The organism is Pseudoalteromonas sp. McH1-42, assembly GCF_022347845.1.
In the GTDB taxonomy this organism is placed as follows: domain Bacteria; phylum Pseudomonadota; class Gammaproteobacteria; order Enterobacterales; family Alteromonadaceae; genus Pseudoalteromonas; species Pseudoalteromonas rubra_D.
Window position 1 is genome coordinate 1 of record NZ_JAKRFU010000041.1, and the last position, 22,345, is coordinate 22,345.

Sequence of the window (22,345 nt, forward strand, 5' to 3'; positions counted from 1 at the left end):
AAATGTGCTCTGTCCAATTCCATGTTTTCGGCAAAGATCTGGAACCGATACACCCGATTCAGCTTCTTTGATCATGGCAACAATTTGTGATTCGGTGAACTTGCTTTTTCTCATCGTAAAACTTCCTTCTTCTGTTAGTGGAAATTCTACTCAAGAACTGTTGCAGTTTATGGGGGAGTTACAAAAACACTGTATTAAATGAAATAGCCATCATACAGCTTTCTTCGAAATTATTAGAAATTATAGATAGGCTTGAAGATATTAACTACGCCAGTGTTTCAAGCACAATGTACACATCAATTCTCTCGTCAAGTCACGTTAACCTGATGTTTAAGGTTTGCTCTAAACACGGTGAAGAAGAATTCTCAAGGTCTCTTGATAAGGTTAAATTCGAAGCTTTTAGAACGAACACTAGTAAAGGGTTTTGACATATTAAAAGCTGTAAAACGTTTTACACCTAAATCTCTATCCCATAATTTTTACACTCGCTCCCGCAGTTACCGACGAGCGATGAAAAACTATGGAGCATTTGCCTCTACCAAAACCCCCAATATCTTGCGTATTCCGACTGGTTCCCAACAGTCAGGCCCATGTCAGCAAAGCGAATAATGCTTAGGAAGTATGGGACTTGGAACGCGCGTATTGGAAATTTGAACTAAGGAGGACGTGTTAGCACGGGTGCGTTCCTAGCCATACCCCTTGGTGAGCTGGGCAAGTATGCCATGCAAGACATCAGATCTAGAAAAAGCCCTGCTGGTGACCTGATTTGTTATAACCCAAACCTTTCGCTTGTATCACCAACATAAGCACTAAAAACAAACCATTAGCTCACTTTTGGGCATCCCTGCTCTACTTCTTCAAAATAACAATTATGCAAAATGTTAAATTATACTGTATACAATATAATTTCATTCATGTAAGTTACAAAAAGCTTTCATGACGTACAGAAATCCACCAGCTGTTGAGGTGTGATAGTCAGGTGACTGATATGAATGCACTTTTAGGTAGTTCAGAAAAACAACAGAGTACTGAAAACGGTAAAAAATAATAACACTACAAGTTGCATGGTGGACAAGAGTACTCGCATTGAGCATCACCTTGTTAACAAATATATCAACAACAGGAGAATACTATGCCTTTTGCTAAACAGGTATTGGCAAAGACACCGGTCAGAAATAAACTTAGCCATGCTATGTTAATAGCACTGTCGACGCTGACGTGTGGATCGGCTCTGGCCGGTCAATCTTTAGATCCAGGCTTGGCTGCATCTAACAACTCGCTGCTTTTAAGTGCAACCTCGACCAAGGGCCATACCCATGAAGGCCAGATTTGTGGGACGGACCACAATTCACAGGATTGGTCATCTATCCAAAAAGAAAATGTTAGACAGCAGTCGATTAGCTCCAGCTTCGCGACGCAAATTATGTCATCTTTGGCTAATCAGGAAGACTTGGCGGCAGAAAACGGCAATGGTATCCCCGGGCGTTATTACATTCCTGTGGTCGTACATATTTATGGCGACAGGTACAACTGTGAGTCAGGGACCTATTGCTTAACCGAACAGAAAGTGATTGACGGTCTGAACAAGTCCAATCAGGATTTTCTGGGTCTGATCACAGACGACGGTCCGATCGCGCCAGAATTTCAGGCTATACGCGAAAATCTGAATATTGAGTTTGTGCTCGCCAAAAAAGATCCAAATGGTCAGCCTACGAACGGTATCGTGCGCCATCCGCAAAAAGCAGGCTACGGTAAAGGAAGCGGTGTTGATGACCAGATTGCCGCAGACGCCTGGGACAATTTTAAGTACATGAATATCTATATTCAGCAAGACTTATATGATGATGGTTCAACCAACAACTCAGGTGTTGCCTGGTACCCTCAGTTAAGTATGTCGCAAAACGGTCTATCTCGCGTTGTCTATAACGGGGATTATGTTGGTGCAAACACCAACGAAAACTTCCGCTCTGTGCTAACTCACGAATTTGGCCACTGGTTAAACCTGCCCCACACGTTTGACGGCAATGTATGTACAATCCACTCTGAGGCATTTTGTAACGCGACCGGTGATGGATCATGTGATACACCACAAATGAGTAGCAGCATATTACAAAATAATGCAAAGAACTGTCTGGATCAGCCGACAAATACCGAAAACTTTATGCACTATTCGGATAACTATGCCATGTTCACGCAGGACCAAGTGGACAGAATGACCGCTGCGCTTCATGGCCCGGCCAGGGCAACGCTATGGTCTAATGCAAACCTGATTGCAACAGGCCTTGAAGAATATACCAGTAATGCCGACCACCCCTGGGATGGTACTTCTGGCGCAGTATTACCGCCAAAAGGTGATGTGATCCAGTCATTTTCTAATCTGTCTGGTCAAAAAGGCGATGTAGACAACTATGAGATCACGATTCCGGCAGGCACTCAGGCTGTCGCTTTTTATCTGGATGGCTATGATGAAGACCCGGATATGTATGTCTCTAAAGGTAAAGCGCCGGTAAAAAATGGAGATAACTGGGACGCCGATTTTATCTCATTCCGAAGCGCCGGCTCACCTGAGTTGGTCACGATCTCAGCGCCTTCAAGCACGGACTCTTACCATACAGCGATCGATGCATTTAGCGCATACTCTAATGCGACGCTGAGCGTAATTTCTGGTGTGGACGATACGCTGTGTAATGGGTGTGAGCGTGTGTTTTTGGCTGAAGTAACAGGTTTAAGCTCTGCTAAAGGCGCAGAACCAAAAACGTATCAATTTGATATTCCGTCAGATGCTTTGCGCACTGTTGCGGTCATGCCGGGTGGCTATCAGGGAGATCCGGACGCATACGTTAGTTTAAACTCTGTACCGACTGCAGATAATCATGATTGTGGTCCCTTCAGTGCGCCAAGGCACAGCGAGTATTGTGAATTTGACGCAGGTGGCGGTCAGCTGAACATTATGATAGATCCTTTCCTTGAGTATAGCGATGCATCATTGGTTGTTTATTATGAACGAGCGGCAAATTCTGAATTACCAATCGCCGAAGCAAATGGACCCTACAGTGCCATCATTGGCGAAGCTATTCAGTTTAGCGCCTCAGGCTCAAATGATGCGAATGGCAGCATAGTTAGTTATTTATGGGAATTTGGTGACGGTAATACATCGACTTCGCCGAGTCCGATACACACCTATCAAAGTACAGATGTCTTTACAGTTAAGTTAACCGTCACAGATAACGATGGAAATACATCAACGGATACCACCACGGCTGAAGTTAAATCAGAGCGCGTTGCACCTACTGCTCAGGCCAATGGTCCCTACTCCGCTATGAATGGTCAGTCTGTTACATTTAGTAGTGCTGGTTCGGAAGATACAGACGGTAATATTGTCAGCTACTTGTGGCAGTTTGGAGATGGTAATTCAAGTAGTGATGCCAACCCAACGCATACCTATGCTCAGGCAGGAAATTATACTGCCACGTTGAAAGTGACAGATAACGATGGCCTAAGCCATAGCGCACAAGCTTTAGTCGACATTACGGGTATCGAATATTGCTCTGCCAGCGGTAATACCCGATATGAATGGATTGCAAATGTCCAAAGTGGCACATTTAGTAACCCTTCACCGGCGAACGGATATAGCGACTTTTCAGACCAGACTATTAAACTGACAGAGGGTGATAACCAGTTTACCTTCACTCCGGGTGGTTCCTACACTGAACACTGGGTTGCCTGGATCGACTTTAATAACAACGGTCAGTTCGAACAATCTGAGCAGGTTCTATCTGATGTGTCAGGCAAAGGTGAAGTAACAGGAACAATTAATGTTCCCGCAAACATGGTAGGCACGAAAGCGAGGTTACGTATTGCCATGAAGTATAATGGCGCGGCTCAAAGTGCGTGTGGCACCATCGGCGACGGCGAAGTAGAGGACTATACCATTGAGGTAATGGCTAAAGATACGAGTGGGACTATACCTGATGCATGTGCGACGCAGCAGCCGGTAATTGGAGGTCGTCTGGAAGCTGGTAAAGCTGAATGCCTGAGCGGAGATGGCACCGTGTGGTTATCGATCGGTGATGTGTCATCTGCACAAAATGTGGCAATCACAACGGCGCATGGCACGAGTAACTTACATATACTGTATAAAAATGGCGGCTGGCCAAGTGATAATGATAAAGATGCAGAGTCGAATTCAGGTACAACAACGGAGTGCATCCAAATTGCAGCTGGCAGTGAGTATTGGTCTTATCTTAAGATCACAGGCGATACCACCAATGCAAGTATCATAGTGGACTTTGACGCCCAGCAATGCCGTGGGCTATAGCGAAGTACTAGTCTTTATTTGATTACAGGGCAGCATCGGACGCGATGCTGCCCTACTCTGTAAAAACCATTAAGCAAGCCAGGCTTAATGAGAGTGAAGCTTACTTAAGCTCTGTGAACTTTCCCCTACCCTGATAAGTGTCAGTTAATCATTGGCCTAGCTTTTCTTAAAAGAGTAAAAATATACATATATATGTATGGATTTAATATGTTTTTATGCATTTATGCCCACTTTTAAGCAGGCGCGTTTTGATAAACGCCCGTTCGTTTTATGTTCAGAATTTTGCTTTTGAAATGCGATAGTTCGCGTTAGTGGGAAGTGGTTACCGCTCAGGTATTAGTTTATTACAAGAGTGAAATCCGTTCGACGGGGAAATTTGGATTGCTGTTTGATAAGGCAATCTTAACAGTATCGTGCTGAAATTATCGACATTAAAACGTTTGAAATGCTAATAAAATATTACTAACTGTTTACATTCATTTACATAAAGAATATATCATAACTAGTTATTTTTTTGTGTATAAAATATTACAAAACAATGAAGTATGTGAAATAAAGTCATGTCTTATAACCCGAATTGTATTTTATATAGCCAAAAGTAATTTAAACAAGCGGTAACCCTGTGTTTACAGTTGTGAACCTTCTGTACTTAATCTTGGACGGAAGGAACAACAACTAATCTAGGGAAAAACTATTATGACAACTAATAATTTAAAAATTGGAGCCATCGCGCTGGCTGTTTCAGGTATGTTCGCTACAACCCATGCATTCGCAAATGAGGTTGAAGCACTCCACTCCGTTGCAAGCATGACGCAACTGAGTCAGAAAATTGAAGGTCAGAATACAGCTGGTACTCAATTTATCATCAAGTATAAAGATAACAGCAACCAACTTATGTCTATCTCTGATGCTGATATGTCCCCTGCAATGATGAACGCGCGAGCACAAAGCTTTGTAAAGAACTTCAAAAGTAAAAAGAAAGCTTCACTACAAACCAAGTATGTTCGTAAAATGGCTTTAAGCAACCATCACGTTATGCGCGTAGATAAGACATTGACAGCGGCAGAAGCACAAAGCTTGATGCAGGAAATGGCATCTACAGGCAATATCGAGTATATCGAAATTGACCAAATGCTACAGCCGTTCGCAACGCCGAACGATCCACGCTATTCTGATCAGTGGCACTATTTTGAATCTGCAGGTGGTATTAATGCCCCGGCCGCATGGGACAAATCAACTGGTAATGGTGTCGTAGTCGCTGTTCTGGATACCGGTTATCGTCCACACTCTGATCTGAATCCAAATATTTTGCAAGGCTACGACATGATCTCTAATTTGTCTGTAGCAAATGACGGTGGTGGTCGTGATAGCGATGCTCGTGATCCTGGTGACGCGGTATCTGCGAATGAGTGTGGTTATACTCACAGTGCACGTAGCTCTAGCTGGCACGGTACACATGTAGCAGGTACAGTTGCGGCCGTATCAAACAACGGTCAGGGGGTTGCCGGCGTTGCATACGATGCGAAAGTAGTACCCGTTCGCGTACTTGGAAAATGTGGCGGTCTGACTTCTGATATTGCTGATGGTATCATCTGGGCTTCTGGCGGCTCGGTTTCTGGCGTGCCGGCAAATGCAAATCCAGCGGATGTCATTAATATGAGTTTGGGTGGCCAGGGGGCTTGTAGCTCTACCACACAGAGTGCGATTAATACTGCGCGTGCAAATGGTGCAACTATTGTTATCGCGGCGGGTAACAGCAACGCAAATTCTGCAAACTTCAACCCGGGTAACTGTTCAGGCATTATCAACGTTGCGTCTGTAGGTCGTAATGGCGGTCGTGCATATTACTCTAACTACGGATCAAATATCGACGTTGCAGCACCAGGTGGTGCGCAGAGTTTTGCTAATGATCCAGAAGGTATTCTGTCAACTTATAATACCGGCAGCAACACACCTTCCAGTGACAGCTATGCATACTCCCAGGGTACATCAATGGCAGCACCGCATGTTGCTGGTGTCGCCGCGCTGATTAAGCAAGCTAAGCCTACTGCAACACCGGACGAAGTTGAAAGTATTTTGAAGAGCACGACTCGCAGTTTCCCTGCTACTTGTAGCAGTTGTGGAACGGGTATCATTGATGCTTCTGCAGCTGTAGATGCAGCGCTCAATGGTGGCGGTGGCAATGAACTACAAGATGGCGTTGCAAAAACTAGCCTGAGTGGTGGATCTGGTAGTGAAACTTTCTATACATTTAACGTTGGTAATGGCGTAAGCAAAGTAACCTTTACTATGAGCGGTGGCTCAGGTGACGCTGATTTGTATGTGCGCGCAAATGCGCAACCTACTCGCACGACCTATGATTGTCGCCCTTACAAAAATGGTAACAATGAAGTATGTACAGTGAATAATCCCTCTGCAGGCACTTATCACATCATGCTACGCGGCTACTCATCATATAACGGTGTAAGCCTGGAAGCACAAACAAACTAACGGATACCTTACAGCGGTTTGCTTTTAAGCAGGGCAATTAGTTGCCCTGCTTTCTTGTTTAGATAAGTGTGCGTGAGCTACCGGTACTCAGGTGGTTGCCTACTTTGTGTTTATGTGAACTCAAAGAGCGAAAAGAACGTCGACGTATATTTTAGTCATCTCAGTAGTCTAAAAGACAAATTTGAGAGCTCGTGAAATAAATATTGTCTTTACCGGTCTCCTAAGGACAATCAATATTTCAGGAACACTATGTCTCACTCAATTAATTTTAAGCTAATCGCTTTTGTCATTGCGTCCAGTCTGGTTGTGATTGGCACTTCTTTTATGCTCGGCGGTCATTCTGGATATGTAGAAAAGGCGTTTGGTTTCTATTCTCTTACAGATATTTATTCTTCGTCAAATCTCGGCCTATTTTTAGGCGGATTGTTTTTATTCGCGGGGATCATCTTGGCTTCATCACCAATATTACCTTCTCTTCGTAGACCTCAATTTTTCTCACTAATTTTCGTAAGTGTTATTATGCTATTAACCTTATTCGATTCAAGCCGCTGGATAGCTGAACACGGAGGGTTTCCTGTAATCGGATCGGGCCAGGGTATTATTAAGTATTTTGCGCTTTTGCCTCTGGCATTTTATTTGTGTTTTGGTACACGTGTAGATATCCGAACCCATGCATTACTGAACTATATACCAGTTGCGATTGTTTTATTCTGGATTGGTGGTATGAAGTTCTTAGAGCTTGAAGCAAAAGCAATCGTGCCCCTGGTCGAAACTTCGCCTTTCATGAGCTGGTTATATACTCTGTTTAGTGTACAGCAGGCATCTGATTTGATAGGTATCTATGACCTGGTTTTTGCTATTGTTCTCGGGTTTGGGGTTTGGTTTAACAAGCGTGTTGTGATACTAGCTGGTCTGGCTGGGACCGGAGCGGTATTCGTTATGACTCAGACATTCTTGTTCACCGCTGACGGGGGGGGTTCCGATGCAACAGTGATTGATGGACTGGGCTTGTTCATTATCAAAGATTTATGGTTCATCTGTAATCTTCTCATCATTCTGGAGTACGTTAAGCAGTCGGATAGAAAGGTCGAGGTTTAATTGCCCGGACAGACTCAGTCAATGGGTGTGTAATTTTCCTTTTAGTGGGATATGACCGTTGCAATCTACAAATGCTTAGGTCAGAATAAACCACTGTTTAAATAATCAGTGTTATACACACCTTATGACGCCTCTTGTTGACACACTCAGACAGCTTAGATATTTAGTTGCGCATCTTGAAGACAATACACTGGCAACTGAGTACCCTGATATTGCCCACTTTTTGAAAGATGACGTATTTGACCCTGAGCGGTGTAAAGATGACCTGGCTTTTCTTTATCAGTTTTTGTACGTATATGGCCGTAAATCTGAAGCCACTTTTAATCGTTTTCGCAATGAGATTGAGCGTTTTTTCCTGTGGGCCTGGTGTATTCAACAGGCCTCGGTGTTCGACTTAAAACGAGAAGATATTGAGGGTTATGTTGAGTTTGTTGTTGAAACAAAAGATGAGTGGGTAGCGGATTCAGTACAATGGCGATTTAAGGATATTGAAGGCTTTAGACGAGTTAATCCAAGCTGGCGTCCCTTTGTTTACAAGGCTAATGGGGTTAGTCAGCAAACACTTTCATCTATGTTCACCGCGCTCAATGTATTTTATAAATTTGCGATTTTAGAAGAAAGAACTTTTACAAATTTCGTTCCTGTTGTTAAAAAGAACTGTCCTTATCTGGTTGTTCAGTCGCAGATTAAGCTGCCTGACACGCTTAGTGATTTACAATGGGAATATGTGTTTGGCGTTACAAAAGATCGTTGCGAAAAGGATCCCAAGCTTGAGCGTAACCTGTTTACCCTCGCCTGTTTAAAAGGCTTATATCTGCGTATCTCTGAACTGTCTGATAGACCACAATGGGCACCGGTAATGAGTCATTTTTGGCAAGATCAGGACGGGTTTTGGTTTTTACGTATTATGGGAAAAGGCAACAAACTCAGGGATGTTACCTTGAGCGAGGACTTTATTGATTACCTTAAACGTTATCGCCTGAGCCGTGGTTTGAGCTCCCTCCCCCGTGTTGATGAGCCACATCCCATTATTCATAAGCTAAGAGGAAGCGGCGGGATGAATGTCAGACAAATCCGTCGCATCGTTCAGGAGAGCTTTGATCTTGCAATAAAAAAACTGAATGAAGATGGTTTTCAGGAAGAGTCAGAAAATCTACAAGCTGCGACCTCCCATTGGTTAAGGCACACAGGTGCTACCCATGACGCGCAGCACAGACCACTGAAGCATTTATCTGAAGACCTTGGCCATTCAAAAATCGCGACGACTGATCAGATTTATATCCAAACCAATATAAAAGAGCGAGCTAAGTCGGGTATAAAGCGCAAGTTATAATTCAACTAAACGACACTTAGTAGCATCGTTTAGATTTAATCCTATTTTTTATTTACAGATTTCTTTTACAGGGCTAACACAAATTCTATTTGTAAGTGGTTTTGCTATAATAGGGAAAAGGAACCATGCCAATTTTTGCTAGCTTTATCTAGCATTACCGCTCCCTGCCTTTGTAAAGCTCCTTCGTTTTTAACGTCGCCAGATTTTTATATTAATTTTTAACGTCGCCAGATTTTTATATTAATTTTTGAGTTCGCTTTAATAGCGATATTTAAATTGGTTTCTATATGTTTTCTAATTTTAGTGGGGAATTATAATTTATATATTTTTTCAGTTATAATCAGTTATAATCAGTTATAATCAGTTATAATCAGTTATAGTCAGTTATAATCTGCACTTTCGATATTTATATTTCATAAAATATGTCCGGTAAAAATATTAAAAACCAAACAAGAGAGGTTTTCCAGCATGTTACTCTCCCTCCTGATATAATTTTATTTTTATGTGGCTGATATTTTAAACACGGCTACGAAAAATATTCCCCTCTGTTGTTAATTCCTAACTCATACGTTACTGGCGGTTTGAATATTACCATTTAAAAAGCTAGAAAGAACACATCATACATATTTGAACATTAATCTTAACTCAGCAACTTCTAAACTTATGAAAAATTGTAACCAAGCAGAAAACGTTATGCGAAATCTATTATGTTAAATTTGAGCGTTTTGGGGGAAACGAAGGGAAATGGTTGAAAGAAAAAGCATAGCAACAGAGTTAAGACTGTTACTATGCTGATAATATTAGAGGTTATTAGCGATAAACTCTATTGGATGCATGGGCTTTTGATTTTCGAACCGCTTAACCTGGCAGCGGCAAGAGAACCCGGTTGCCAAAATTGTTTCAGAATCCATCTTTTTCGTATGATGCTGCCAGGAAATTTCATACAGGCTTCTTGAGTTTTCCTGATGATCAGTTTCATGCCCATAGGTACCAGCCATACCACAGCAACCTGTTGCCGGAGTGTCCAGGTTAATACCTAGCTGATTGAATATCGTTTTCCAGACATTCTTACTATCTGGCATCGCGCTGGTTTCAGTACAATGACTTAACAGCTTGACTTTGCTTGAGCTGACTTTTGTTTGTTGGCCGAGTGCATCCCAGTTCTGAGTAGCGAGCCATTCATGCGCCAGCTGCACTTGAAATGCCAGTTTGTCTTTCTCAAGGATGTTAAGATACTCATCCCGATAGCAAAGAACTAACGAAGCATCTAACCCAATCATTGGTCTACCAAATTCCGCGACGCGAGAAAGAAATTCGTTTGCGGAAGATGCGGTTGACTTGAATTCTTTTAGAAATCCTTTTACGTGTTGCGCTTTACCGTTTGGTACGAAAGGCAAGAGGATCGCTTGTTTGCCAAGTTTACCAACTAACTTAATGAGTGCTTCTACCAGTTCTGCTTCGTAATAGCTGGTAAAAGGGTCTTGCACGATAAACACAATATCGGACATTGCATCTTTTGATAAAGAGGCCAATTTATTTTCATCGTATAACTGTGCGCTTTTTACTCTCGAAGTTAAGGTAGGAACACTTAGCTTAGGCGTATCGACATAACCAATGATCTTTTTCAAAGCCAACTTTACTGGAGGAAAATTGACAAAAAAGTTTGTCGTTCTTGGTAGTTTTGCCATCAAAGGTGTAGTTTTTTCAACATTAGCAACCAAGTGATCTTTAAGTGGTCGATTGTACTTGCTGTGGTAAAGATTCAGAAACCTCGCACGAAAACTTGGCACGTCTACTTTTATTGGGCAGGCGGTTGTGCAGGCTTTACAAGCTAAGCACTCATCCATTGATTCTTTCACTTCATGTGAGAAATCATAAAAGCCTTTGTGTTTTTTCTGATTATTTCGAAAACGTTCCCACCAGGTTGTATCATTTTCCTTTGTAATTAAGGTTTTCTCCACCGCTAGTAGATCAACCCCCTGCTCTTCTTGCAGTCGGAACCATTCTCGGATCAGCGACGCTCGACCTTTAGGTGAATGACGACGATCTTTCGTCACTTTATATGATGGACACATTGGCGACGTTTCGTCATAGTTGAAGCAGAGCCCGTTACCGTTACAGTTCATCGCATTTTCAAAACTTTCTCTGACTTCGATATTGATAGACTTATCAAACCACGCGCGTTTTTGATCGTCCACACTAACTAAGCGCTCATTACTATCAATAGGTGTACAGATCTTGCCGGGGTTCAGGCGGTTATTTTTGTCGAATGCTGTTTTAATTTTTCTCAGTTCATTGAACAGTGTATCGCCAAAAAACTCCGGGCCGTATTCACTTCGATATCCTTTACCATGTTCACCCCACATAAGCCCCCGATATTTGGCTGTCAGCGCAACTACCTGATCAGAAATTTCTCGAAGTAATTTCTCTTGTTCCGGATCACACATATCCAGAGCCGGACGAACATGGAGTACACCAGCATCAACGTGGCCAAACATACCGTAGTGTAAACCTTTGCTATCCAATAGCGCTCGAAATTCTAATATAAAATCAGCAAGGTTTTCTGGTGGTACGGCAGTATCTTCCGCAAACGCCAAAGGCTTTTGTTTACCTTTAGTATTACCAAGTAAACCAACCGCCTTTTTACGCATCGCGTAAATTTTAAGAATATCGGACTTATCATTGGTGAGCTGATAACCGACAACTCCTGCTTCTTTATTGGCAATGAGGAGGTCTAGTTGTTTACACAGTGAAGATACTTTGTGTTCGATTTCGTCAGGTGTTTCTCCGTTGAACTCAACCATGTTAAGTCCCTGAACGTCAACACCAGGTACGTCGGATATTAAGTCCGATACTGAATGCCAGATAATATCCTGCTTCGCAAGATTAAGGACCTTACTGTCAACAGTTTCAACTGAAGTGGCATTCGCAGCGACTAAAAATGGTGAATTTCTGAGTGCAGACTCGAACGAATCGTATTTAATATTGATTAGTGTTTTATACGGCTGAATACGCGTAACATTTAACTTGGCTTCCGTGACAATACCAAGTGACCCCTCTGAACCGGTGATCACTCGACTCAAATCAAAGGTTGTCATTTGTTCGTCGAACACGTTTTCCAGATCGTAGCCGGTTAAAAAGCGATTGAGTCTGGGAAATTTCTCTAGTATGAGGTCTCGATTTTCCTTACAGCTATTTAGAACAGCATTATAGATTTCACCAACCCGATTGGTTTGATCAGCGAGTATCTGTGCTTTTTCAAGTTCAAGCTTGCTGGTGTTGAGCTCCGTACCGTCGACAAGGATTGTCTTAAGTTCAAGCACGTGATCACTCGTTTTTCCATAAACAAGCGAACCCTGGCCAGATGCATCTGTATTTATCATTCCACCTATAGTAGCGCGGTTACTGGTGGATAGATCGGGAGCAAAAAAGAAACCATATGGTCTCAGAAAATCATTGAGCTGATCTTTGATTACACCGGTTTGAACTTTTACCCAGCCTTCTTCTTCGTTGATCTCAAGAATTTCGCGCATGTAACGAGATAAATCAACAACGATACCAGGAGTAAGTGACTGGCCATTAGTACCTGTACCACCACCTCGAGGGCCAAAGCTTAAAGAAAGAAAAGGGTCCAGTGATGCAACTTGCATCGCGACCTGTACATCCTTCGAATTCCGTGGATAGATAACAGCCTGGGGAATTTCCTGATAAATACTGTTATCAGTGGCGGTTACTATTCTGGTTGCGTAACTCGTATCGGTATCTCCGCTAAAGCCCTGGCCTGTGATCTTTTTGATGTAGTCAGTTAATAATGTATTTGCAGAATCCTGCTGGGTAATTTCGGCAATCATGACGGTAATAAATTATTGCTTTGTTAGCATTGTATCATGTTGAGTGCCATTACAAATCCGGAATTTTTCGTTTTGTTACATTTAGAAAAAGATTGTCTTTGGGATATGAAGTACGCTTATAGGTAACTATAAAACCCGCGAGGTTGGTATGAAGAAGTTACTTTTGAATGTATTAGCTGCAGTTTGTGCCATGTTAGCTTTACTATTTATTGTAGTACCCGGTCCTTCTATTGTTTTCTTGTTAGCTGGCCTAGTTTGTTTGTCGTTTAATTACCCATGGGTGAGGAGTTACTTGAAAAAAACGCAGGCTGGATTTAAGACAATTTGCGTGCAACTTGATAAACGCTTGAGATAGTACCAATTTTATTTAATACCTGTTCTATTTGAAGGGAAAATATGACGCTAACGGCGTTAAAGAGTTCTCATTTAGAACTTGTACTTTTAAGGTATAAGATTGCAAAGTGTCGCCTCGCTTATACGGATGTAGGTGCCTCAGCGATATCAGGACGCGGGGAAGGTGTTTTCGACCCTATTTTCTCGCTTTAAAACAGAACACTTAATTAAGCAAATTAGTATAATCAGAAAATAAAAAAGGCCTGTAAAAACAGGCCTTTTAGCTAATTAAATCAATTAAGCTTTGTTTTGCTCAGCAAGATATAGCCAAGTTTCAAGCACTGTATCAGGGTTAAGTGATACAGAGTCAATGCCTTGATCGACTAACCAAGCTGCAAAGTCTTCATGATCCGATGGACCTTGGCCACAAATACCAACGTATTTGCCTTTTGCTTTGGCTGTCTGAATTGCCATAGAAAGCAATTTTTTGATGGCCGGGTTACGCTCATCGAACAAGTGTGCAATCAGACCAGAATCTCGGTCAAGACCCAAAGTAAGCTGAGTCAGGTCATTTGAACCTATTGAGAATCCATCAAAATATTCAAGGAACTCTTCTGCCAATAGTGCATTTGAAGGTAATTCACACATCATGATTACCTTCAGACCATTTTCCCCACGCTTAAGGCCGTGCTCTTCTAGAAGCTGAATAACTTGAGCCGCTTCTTCAAGTGTACGAACGAAAGGAATCATAATCTCAACGTTGTCCAGACCCATTCCGTTGCGAACACGCTTAATAGCTTCACATTCAAGTGCGAAACACTCGCGGAAATCTTCCGAAATATAGCGTGATGCACCCCGGAAACCAATCATTGGATTTTCTTCTTCCGGCTCGTACTGTTGACCGCCAACCAAGTTTGCGTACTCGTTTGACTTGAAGTCAGACATACGAACAATAACACGCTCTGGCGCAAACGCTGCACCTAGTGTTGAAATACCTTCAACCAGTTTAGCGATATAGAACTCTACAGGAGACTCATATCCTGCAATGATATCTTTGATTTCAGCTTGAAGGTCAGCCGGCTGAGTATCAAAATTAATAAGTGCTTTGGGGTGCACACCGATCATGCGATTAATGATGAACTCTAGACGAGCAAGACCAATACCTGCATGCGGCAGCTTAGCGAAGTCAAATGCTCGATCTGGGTTGCCCACATTCATCATTATCTTCATAGGAATTTCAGGCATTGAGTCAATGCGTGAAGAAATGACTTCGAAGTCTAGTTTACCCTGGTAGATGTAACCAGTGTCACCCTCTGCACAAGAAACGGTTACTTCGTCGCCGTGTTTGATGGTGTCTGTTGCGTTGCCGCAACCAACCACTGCAGGAATGCCAAGCTCACGAGCGATAATTGCAGCATGACAGGTACGTCCACCACGGTTGGTAACAATTGCCGCAGCGCGCTTCATGATAGGTTCCCAATCCGGGTCTGTCATGTCGGTAACCAGGATGTCACCCTGCTCAACTTTATCCATTTCATCGATAGAATTGAGTACACGTACCACACCACTGCCAATTTTATGGCCAATCGCGCGACCTTCGCAAACTACGTTTGACTTCTCTTTAAGCTGATAGCGTTCCATAATGTTCGCATCTTCATTAGAACGCACTGTTTCTGGACGAGCCTGTACAATATAGAGTTTACCATCATTGCCATCTTTAGCCCATTCAATGTCCATTGGACGACCGTAGTGCTTTTCGATGATCACAGCTTGCTTGGCTAGTTCTTCGACTTCGCTATCTGTGATTGAGAATTTGTTAGATAATTCTGGCTCCATATCAACGATCTCAACTTGTTTGCCATGAGATTCGTCGGTTGAATAGACCATTTGAATTGCTTTAGAACCGATATTACGTCTAACAACTGCAGGTAAGCCTTTAGCAAGTGTTGGTTTGTGAACGTAAAATTCATCCGGATTTACAGCGCCCTGTACTACCATTTCGCCAAGACCGTAGCTTGACGTGACAAAAACGACATCTTCAAAACCCGATTCTGTATCTATGGTGAACATTACACCTGAAGACGCTTTGTCTGAACGAACCATGCGCTGGATGCCAGCAGAAAGCGCAACGCCGCGGTGGTCGTAGCCTTGGTGAACTCGATAAGATATTGCGCGGTCATTAAACAGTGATGCAAAAACGTGTTTGATAGCAACCATCACAGCATCTATACCTTTCACATTTAGGAAAGTTTCTTGCTGTCCGGCAAAAGATGCGTCTGGCATATCTTCTGCGGTCGCTGATGAACGCACTGCGAAGGAGACATCGTTGTTTTCATCACCGTGGAGTGACGTATAAGCCTTACGAATGGCTTGGTCTAATTCTGGCTGGAATGGTGTGTCGATTACCCATTGACGGATTTGGGCGCCGATTTTGGCAAGTTCGTTGACGTCGTCAACATCGAGAGTATCGAGAATGGTGTGGATTTTTTCATTGAGGCCTGATTGCTCTAAGAACTCATTAAAGGCGTCTGCCGTAGTCGCGAATCCACCGGGTACTTGTACACCTGCATTGGCAAGGTTAGATATCATTTCACCCAGAGAAGCGTTTTTACCACCAACTCTAGGTACGTCTTGCATACCTAATTCTTGATACCAGAGAACGTAGTCTTGCACGGAACTGTCTCCAAAACAAATTGTATTTAATGTGAGAGAAAAATTGACCTTCCTATAGGTCGAAGGCATTCTACAACTTAAAGCATAGCGACGTAAACCGCGACGCGAAAAAATACTAAAAAAGTAATTTAAAGGTTAAAATGAGAACTGCATTTTATATATCAGACGGGACGGCGATTACGTCAGAAGTGTTCGGTCATGCTACCCTATCAATGTTTCCTGTGGACTTTAACCACAAAACTATTCCATTTGTCGAAACTGTAGAGAAAGCAGAAAAAATCAAAGATTTAATCAATGAGACAGCGGCAACCAGTGGCGAAAAACCGCTAGTATTTTTCACTTTTGTAAACCCGGTTTTGTCAGATATCATTTTGGCGTCCGATGGCGTTTGCTATGACTTCCTATCTTATTCTAGTGAAATTGTAAAAAGAGAGCTAAAAGTAGCACCTGTTCCAAAAGTACACAGAACACACAGTATTCATGAAGCTACTTATGATTTCAGAATTGATGCTGTCAACTATGCGTTGGCCAACGACGATGGTGCAAATGTCAAAGATTACGAAAAGGCGGATATAATTCTGGTCGGCGTAAGCCGAAGCGGAAAGACACCAACCAGCCTTTATCTTGCTTTGCAGTACGGCATTAAAGCAGCAAATTACCCTATGACAGAAGACGATTTGGAAAAAGGCACACTACCTAAGTGTTTAACTCCGTTCAAACATAAAATATTCGGTTTGACCATAGATCCGGAGCGACTGTCTGCAATCAGGCAAGAGCGCATGGCTAACTCGCGATACGCTTCTATTCGCCAATGCAGGATTGAAGTACGGGAAGTTGAAATGCTGTTTAAAAAGAACAGGATCCCCTACCTGAACTCTACCAAGTTTTCTGTTGAAGAAATTTCTGCAAAGATAATGTCAGAGACAAACTTAGAAAGGCGTAAATATTGATAAAAAGGCCCATCTGGGCCTTTTTATTGTTTTAAACTCGGTTTCTTGCGTCTTTCAACAAGTCTGCAACCAGGAAACCTAGCTCTAAGACTTGATCTGCGTTCAAGCGCGGATCGCATTGTGTTCGATAGCGCTGAGCTAAGTCCTCGTCTGAAAGTCCATAAGCACCGCCGATACACTCCGTAACGTGCTGACCTGTCATTTCCAGGTGTACACCGCCTGGGTAGGACCCTTCAGCTTTATGTACAGCGAAGAACTGACTGATTTCACGTAGTATATTATTGAAGCTTCGAGTTTTATATCCTGTGCTGGCTTTTTCAGTATTGCCATGCATTGGATCTGAACTCCAAACTACTTTACGTCCTTCTTCCTGAACTTTTCTCACCAAGGCTGGCAGCTTTTCTGGTAAGATGTCTGCCCCCATTCGCGTGATCAAAGTAAGTCTGCCCGGGATGTTCTCTGGGTTGAGCGCGTCGATAAGTTGGATAAGCTCGTCTGGTTTCATACCAGGGCCAACCTTCACACCAATCGGGTTTTTAATTCCTCTAAAGAATTCAATATGTGCATGATCTAATTGTCTAGTCCTTTCACCGATCCAAACAAAATGCGCGGAACAATCATACCAGTCTCCACTTAGATGGTCGCGACGCGTCAGTGCTTGTTCATACCCTAACAATAAAGCTTCATGTGAAGTATATAAATGTGTTTCTTTAAGGCTTGGCGCGACGGATGAATCGATACCGCACACTTCCATAAACTCTAAAGCTTCCTGGATCCTGTTTGCCAACTGTTGAAACTTCTCTTTCATTGGGTTAGCTGCAACGAAGCTCATATTCCATCGACTAACCTGATGTAAGTCTGCAAGACCACCTTGTGCAAATGCTCTAAGCAGGTTCAGTGTAGATGCACTGTGGTGATAAGCTGTCAGCAACCTTTTAGGATCCGGTATGCGTGCCTCTTCTGTAAACTCAAAACTATTTACGATGTCGCCTCTGTAAGATGGTAACGCAACGCCATTGATGGTCTCGAAATCAGATGATCTTGGCTTTGCATATTGACCAGCCATTCTTGCTATTTTGACAACTGGGCACTTTCCGCCATAAGTCAGAACAACTGCCATCTGCAAAAGTGTTTTGAATGTGTCTCTGATATTAGTTGCACTAAAGTCAGCAAAGGACTCTGCACAATCTCCACCCTGCAATAAGAAAGCTTTACCTTCACAAACATCAGCAAGACTTTTATAAAGGCTGCGTGTTTCCTCTGCAAATACTAAAGGTGGCGCCGCGTTGATTTGCTTCTCAACTGACTCAAGCGCAATTTTATCCGGGTATTCAGGTTGCTGAACTATCGGATGATCTCTCCAGCTATCTGGACTCCAAGGCTTCATATATTTTCCTCATTCCTCATTAGTTACCTCAAAGGCAAGGTACCTTATAGACGCTGAGGCTTCAAGGATCTTTCGAAGAATTTAAAGGATAATTCAAAAAGCAAAGAACACATCATACAATGTTGCGAAATTTAATAACTTCAACAACTCTGTTTTAAATTAAAAAAGCTATCAAAGAGCTAGCGTTTTTTCTCTGGTAGTTCTAATTTAAGCTGTGTTATCTTACATTAGAATTATGTTAAATTTGCATTGCTTTTACCTGGCTCACCCTAACTCCCTAACTACTAGGTAAATCAGATAATGCCTGTGCCATATGATAGTTTCTAAAAGCTTTAGCAATCGATGCACATATTGATAATCTCAATTAAGCAGAGCCTTGTTGATCAAATCCAAATAGCTTAGGCAACACTGCGATTTCAGCTGTTTCCCTGATATTCAGGCATACCTAGCCCAGTCATTCTATTGAGCACTTTAACTTTGATCATCGCCTCAGTGTGCTACTTATTGAATCCACGACTAACCAGCTTGTCACCCATTAGCTGTTTACAACGGTACATTGCTGTTTCCGACAGTGAGCATTGATGGGAGTTCACACACTTCTATGTGCTTTATTAAAAGGACCGCGCTGTTTCATGCATGCCCATCCTCCCAAAACTGAGCATTGCGCCTTGGTGGGATCACTGCGTCGGCCATTTTGGCTGCCATTTCGGCATAACAGCCTTGGGTATCATAAGCGCCATCCGCTTTTACCGAACTGATCTGAGCAAGTCGCCCAGACCTCTGGATCACATACGGAGATTGTAGACAACTCAGCACCCACGATTTGGTGCGTATTTTCATCAAAGGCCAGATGTAACTTTCGCCAGATTCGGCGTTTATTCGCACCATGTTTTCTTGCATGCCACTCACCATTTCCGTACACCTTCAAGCCTGTATTATTAACCATGATATCAATAACCGCGGATGCACTAGAGCTCGGTCTGTAACGAACTGCCAGCTCAGCACTTCGCTTGCAAAAACAACTATAAGTTGGCGTTTACAAACCAAGTTTCATCATTGATATCAGAGAAGAGACAAGCGAAATACAGCGCGCAAAGTCAGGCAGGTCTCAATCGCCAGCTCAGAGAAATGAATAAATCGCCCTTTACCGCCGTGATGTTGCGTGTTGTTCCACTGCACAATTGCATCCTGGGAAAACCAAAGTTGGATGTTACCTCTGGCGATAAGGGGTTTGTTGTAATCGAGCCAGCAGGTGATACGCTTTTCTTTCAAAGTTCAGTCTCGGTGTTTGCTTTTGAGATCTGATCACACAAGGTTAGATAAGTTCAATGATTTAGGAAACAACGCTATTAATCAACAAAGCCGGATATAACACAATTTGAGCTGCCTTGAATTTTCAAACTTTACTATGAACTACCCTTTTAACCTATACATGAGAAAATGTTTTATTAAAATTTGGATAAATACTGCACTAGATCGCGAGTATTATATATCCGGTCCCCGACACTGGGGCTTTAATATTTGCCATAGAGATATCCCTTACGGTTTATTTGTTGATTTCGAGATGAAGCGTAACGCCCTCCTCAACCAAGACGAAATTTTTTATAATTGATTGAAAAACATATAAAAAGTAATCATAAAAGTGGGATAAACATTAATTAATGTTGCTTAAGTAGAGATAAATGTTTATTATAAAAAGGAACACATCATACTATTTGTAATATATACGTTGAATAAAAGCACCGATTAAAAACTACAATAACGCAGACCAAAAAACTAAGCTCATTAATTTTTTTAATAACAAAGTGTATAATACGCATCTGTTCTATGCAATTAGGCTCTTGATTATGAAAAGTAAGCTTTCCATACGCTCTCATTTTGATTACCTTTTTGAGCAAATCTCATTATTTTGTGAAGAAATTAAACAAGCAGACATAACTCAAGCTTACTATTTCAAATTACCTCCAGTACAAAAGAAGGATGAACTCTCTGCGCCAGATAGTGTTCATGTAGAAAAACTAACAGGTCAGGATGCATTCAGCCATTGTATCTCTTCCTACAAAGATCTCTTTATTGACAAAAAAGAAAGTGGCAAGGTACTCACCAGACATCCAGGGATACTTTTAGCAAATGATCCCAAAAACGAGATACGAAATAGACTGGTAGAAATAAATTTAGCAAAAGATGCCTTCAAAGAACTTATTCTTGAAATCACAAATAATGATGCAAGATTTGAAGCTGTGCACAGTGCAGTCCCCAGTTTAGTTACTCTAGCAGCATATAGAAAAATACATTTCGAGCAAGCTGTTCCCTACTCTGTACGTTTCACCTGGATGACAAAACACTCTACCAAAACACTCTCAAAAAAAGCAGCTCTTGATATACTTCAACGGTCTTCCCAATACACAAACCCCAGAGCAATTGATCAGAATAATTGGCAGTCAATTGTAGAGCAAGAACGTGTTAGAGTTTCAAGTCTATCTGATTCTGCAAAGTTGAGGATCAGACGCCCAACTCGAGTGAGCCCGGAAGTAAACGTTCGTTTTAGCGCAAAAAATAGGTATCACGTAAGCGGTGCGTTACCTTTCATTTTGCTAAACCCTCAAAAAGAAACAAAAATTGGTGAATTAAAAAATTACAGTCGTGATGGCAATGATCCAAGGAAAAAAGAATACAATTACCTGATCGAGAGAATCTATTTAGAAACGATTAATGGTTGATTCTAATTTATGCTCTAAATGCGATAAACATCACTTCGGTTAAGAGTGCCGGCCGTATTTACTTTTCGCTGATGGACTCGAGGGAAGTCATATATTTTTGATTAGAATCTAACGCAACAGAAACTATCGCTTTTACCACATACCAAAAGTCTCAGAAAACTGCGTTAGATTTCGCTCTTATCTATACAAGTGGATATCTTTTAGCTCTAGTTGAAAGTAACTTAAACTTAGTTTGCACAAACAGGATTCTTTTTAAATCAAAAACTATTTTGCTTGAAGTGATTGTAAACATCCAATAAGTGCAAGTAAGTACACACATACATTTCAATAGCTTTCATAAATGGTGTGCGTGTTCATTTTTGTCTATTTTCTTTATTACCGAAACGATATCCAAGCTTTGATTAATCAAGTTTCATCTGAGCTCGATTACTATTCTGCTTTAAAATCAAAAAGTGATTAGCATAATTCATGTGTAAGTACCAACTAACATGCATTAAAGAAACAGTATCATCAAGAAACTAAAGCCTATCATCGTGTGACATTTCAAGGTTACAAGAGCTTTTACTTTAGGAACATATTATTGATATTAGTTAAAACAGATCTGTCCTCCCATCTCTGGTTGGTATGTAGCGCAACAGGTCTCCTTACAACGGAAACTTACAGTGGTATGAATCTCACCCAACAGGAACACACCATAAATAAGTAAAACAGTCCAACGTCAGTCCCTTCCTACCAAGCAATCACACAGACCTGATAGCAACTGAGTCAAAAATGGAAATATCTCGCCGAGCTGAGAACACATCATTAATTTACAAAGAGAATGTTCGATACTCATCATAAAATAGATCGTCAGTTTGAAAGGCTTAACAAATCAATGTTCCTTTGGTCCCATGAGAAAAGACAAATTAGTAAGAAGAATTACCACCCGGACCAACCCATTTCCGTCAACCAAAAGGATAAATAACACACGGCAAAAGAACACATCATTTATTCTGAGAGTAAGTGTTCAATATTCATCATTGATCATCTCTTTAGTTTAAAAAGGCTGACCAAATCATCGTTCTTTTGACCCCGTGATCAGGGACAAACTAGTGAGGCACATTCTCACCCGGGCCAACCCAATTCCATCAACCAAAGGAACAGATAACACACAAAATCGTTGTTCTTTTGACCTTGTAAAAGAGACAAACTA

Annotated in this window: 13 protein-coding genes; 7 read left to right on the forward strand and 6 right to left on the reverse strand. The window is 41.8% G+C overall.

All coding sequences use genetic code 11. The features are described 5' to 3' along the window. Positions 1 to 114 (reverse strand): transposase (locus tag MHN31_RS23375; protein ID WP_239445458.1); only part of this gene is annotated, 114 nt, incomplete at its 3' end. A gap of 1,018 nt (positions 115 to 1,132) precedes the next feature. Here MHN31_RS23375 and MHN31_RS23380 point away from each other — a divergent pair. The 4 genes from MHN31_RS23380 to MHN31_RS23395 all read left to right on the forward strand — a co-directional run bounded on the left by MHN31_RS23380 (position 1,133) and on the right by MHN31_RS23395 (position 9,239). Further along, complete coding sequence (locus MHN31_RS23380) at positions 1,133 to 4,318, forward strand: M43 family zinc metalloprotease (RefSeq protein WP_239445450.1); 3,186 nt, start codon at positions 1,133 to 1,135, stop codon at positions 4,316 to 4,318. 696 nt (positions 4,319 to 5,014) lie between these two features. Then, positions 5,015 to 6,808 carry a S8 family peptidase gene (locus tag MHN31_RS23385; protein WP_194867215.1) on the forward strand — a complete coding sequence of 598 codons (1,794 nt, stop codon included), beginning with the start codon at positions 5,015 to 5,017 and terminating at the stop codon, positions 6,806 to 6,808. Positions 6,809 to 7,057: 249 nt separating this feature from the next. Continuing rightward, a complete protein-coding gene (locus tag MHN31_RS23390; protein WP_239445451.1) occupies positions 7,058 to 7,906 on the forward strand; it encodes a DUF417 family protein in 849 nt (282 codons plus the stop codon). Positions 7,907 to 8,030: 124 nt separating this feature from the next. Further along, positions 8,031 to 9,239: a site-specific integrase gene (locus MHN31_RS23395; protein ID WP_239445452.1), complete on the forward strand. Its 1,209-nt coding sequence runs from the start codon at positions 8,031 to 8,033 to the stop codon at positions 9,237 to 9,239. Positions 9,240 to 10,039: 800 nt separating this feature from the next. Here MHN31_RS23395 and MHN31_RS23400 read toward each other — a convergent pair. After that, complete coding sequence (locus tag MHN31_RS23400; protein WP_239445453.1) at positions 10,040 to 13,090, reverse strand: FAD-binding and (Fe-S)-binding domain-containing protein; 3,051 nt, start codon at positions 13,088 to 13,090, stop codon at positions 10,040 to 10,042. A 148-nt stretch (positions 13,091 to 13,238) separates the two neighbouring features. Here MHN31_RS23400 and MHN31_RS23405 point away from each other — a divergent pair, with 148 nt between their 5' ends. Beyond that, entirely contained in the window at positions 13,239 to 13,445 is a 207-nt protein-coding gene (locus tag MHN31_RS23405) for a PGPGW domain-containing protein (protein ID WP_275446891.1), read from the forward strand. Between the two features lie 275 nt (positions 13,446 to 13,720). Here MHN31_RS23405 and ppsA read toward each other — a convergent pair whose 3' ends face one another. Continuing rightward, positions 13,721 to 16,096: a phosphoenolpyruvate synthase gene (gene ppsA, locus MHN31_RS23410; protein WP_239445454.1), complete on the reverse strand. Its 2,376-nt coding sequence runs from the start codon at positions 16,094 to 16,096 to the stop codon at positions 13,721 to 13,723. Between the two features lie 140 nt (positions 16,097 to 16,236). Here ppsA and MHN31_RS23415 point away from each other — a divergent pair, with 140 nt between their 5' ends. After that, positions 16,237 to 17,046, forward strand: coding sequence for a pyruvate, water dikinase regulatory protein (locus MHN31_RS23415; protein WP_125564634.1), 810 nt, complete (start codon positions 16,237 to 16,239; stop codon positions 17,044 to 17,046). Between the two features lie 31 nt (positions 17,047 to 17,077). On the opposite strand, the gene MHN31_RS23420 is transcribed toward MHN31_RS23415, so the two are convergent. The 3 genes from MHN31_RS23420 to MHN31_RS23430 all read right to left on the reverse strand — a co-directional run bounded on the left by MHN31_RS23420 (position 17,078) and on the right by MHN31_RS23430 (position 19,705). Further along, on the reverse strand, positions 17,078 to 18,433 hold the full coding sequence (locus MHN31_RS23420; protein WP_125564636.1) for a 3-deoxy-7-phosphoheptulonate synthase class II: 1,356 nt from the start codon (positions 18,431 to 18,433) through the stop codon (positions 17,078 to 17,080). Between the two features lie 727 nt (positions 18,434 to 19,160). Continuing rightward, positions 19,161 to 19,379, reverse strand: coding sequence for a transposase (locus MHN31_RS23425; protein WP_239445455.1), 219 nt, complete (start codon positions 19,377 to 19,379; stop codon positions 19,161 to 19,163). Between the two features lie 116 nt (positions 19,380 to 19,495). Continuing rightward, the gene (locus MHN31_RS23430) at positions 19,496 to 19,705 is read right to left on the reverse strand and encodes a transposase (RefSeq protein ID WP_239445456.1); all 210 of its coding nucleotides are present in this window, start codon (positions 19,703 to 19,705) and stop codon (positions 19,496 to 19,498) included. 575 nt (positions 19,706 to 20,280) lie between these two features. Here MHN31_RS23430 and MHN31_RS23435 point away from each other — a divergent pair. Continuing rightward, entirely contained in the window at positions 20,281 to 21,153 is an 873-nt protein-coding gene (locus MHN31_RS23435) for a DNA replication terminus site-binding protein (RefSeq protein ID WP_239445457.1), read from the forward strand. The last annotated feature ends 1,192 nt before the right edge of the window (positions 21,154 to 22,345 follow it).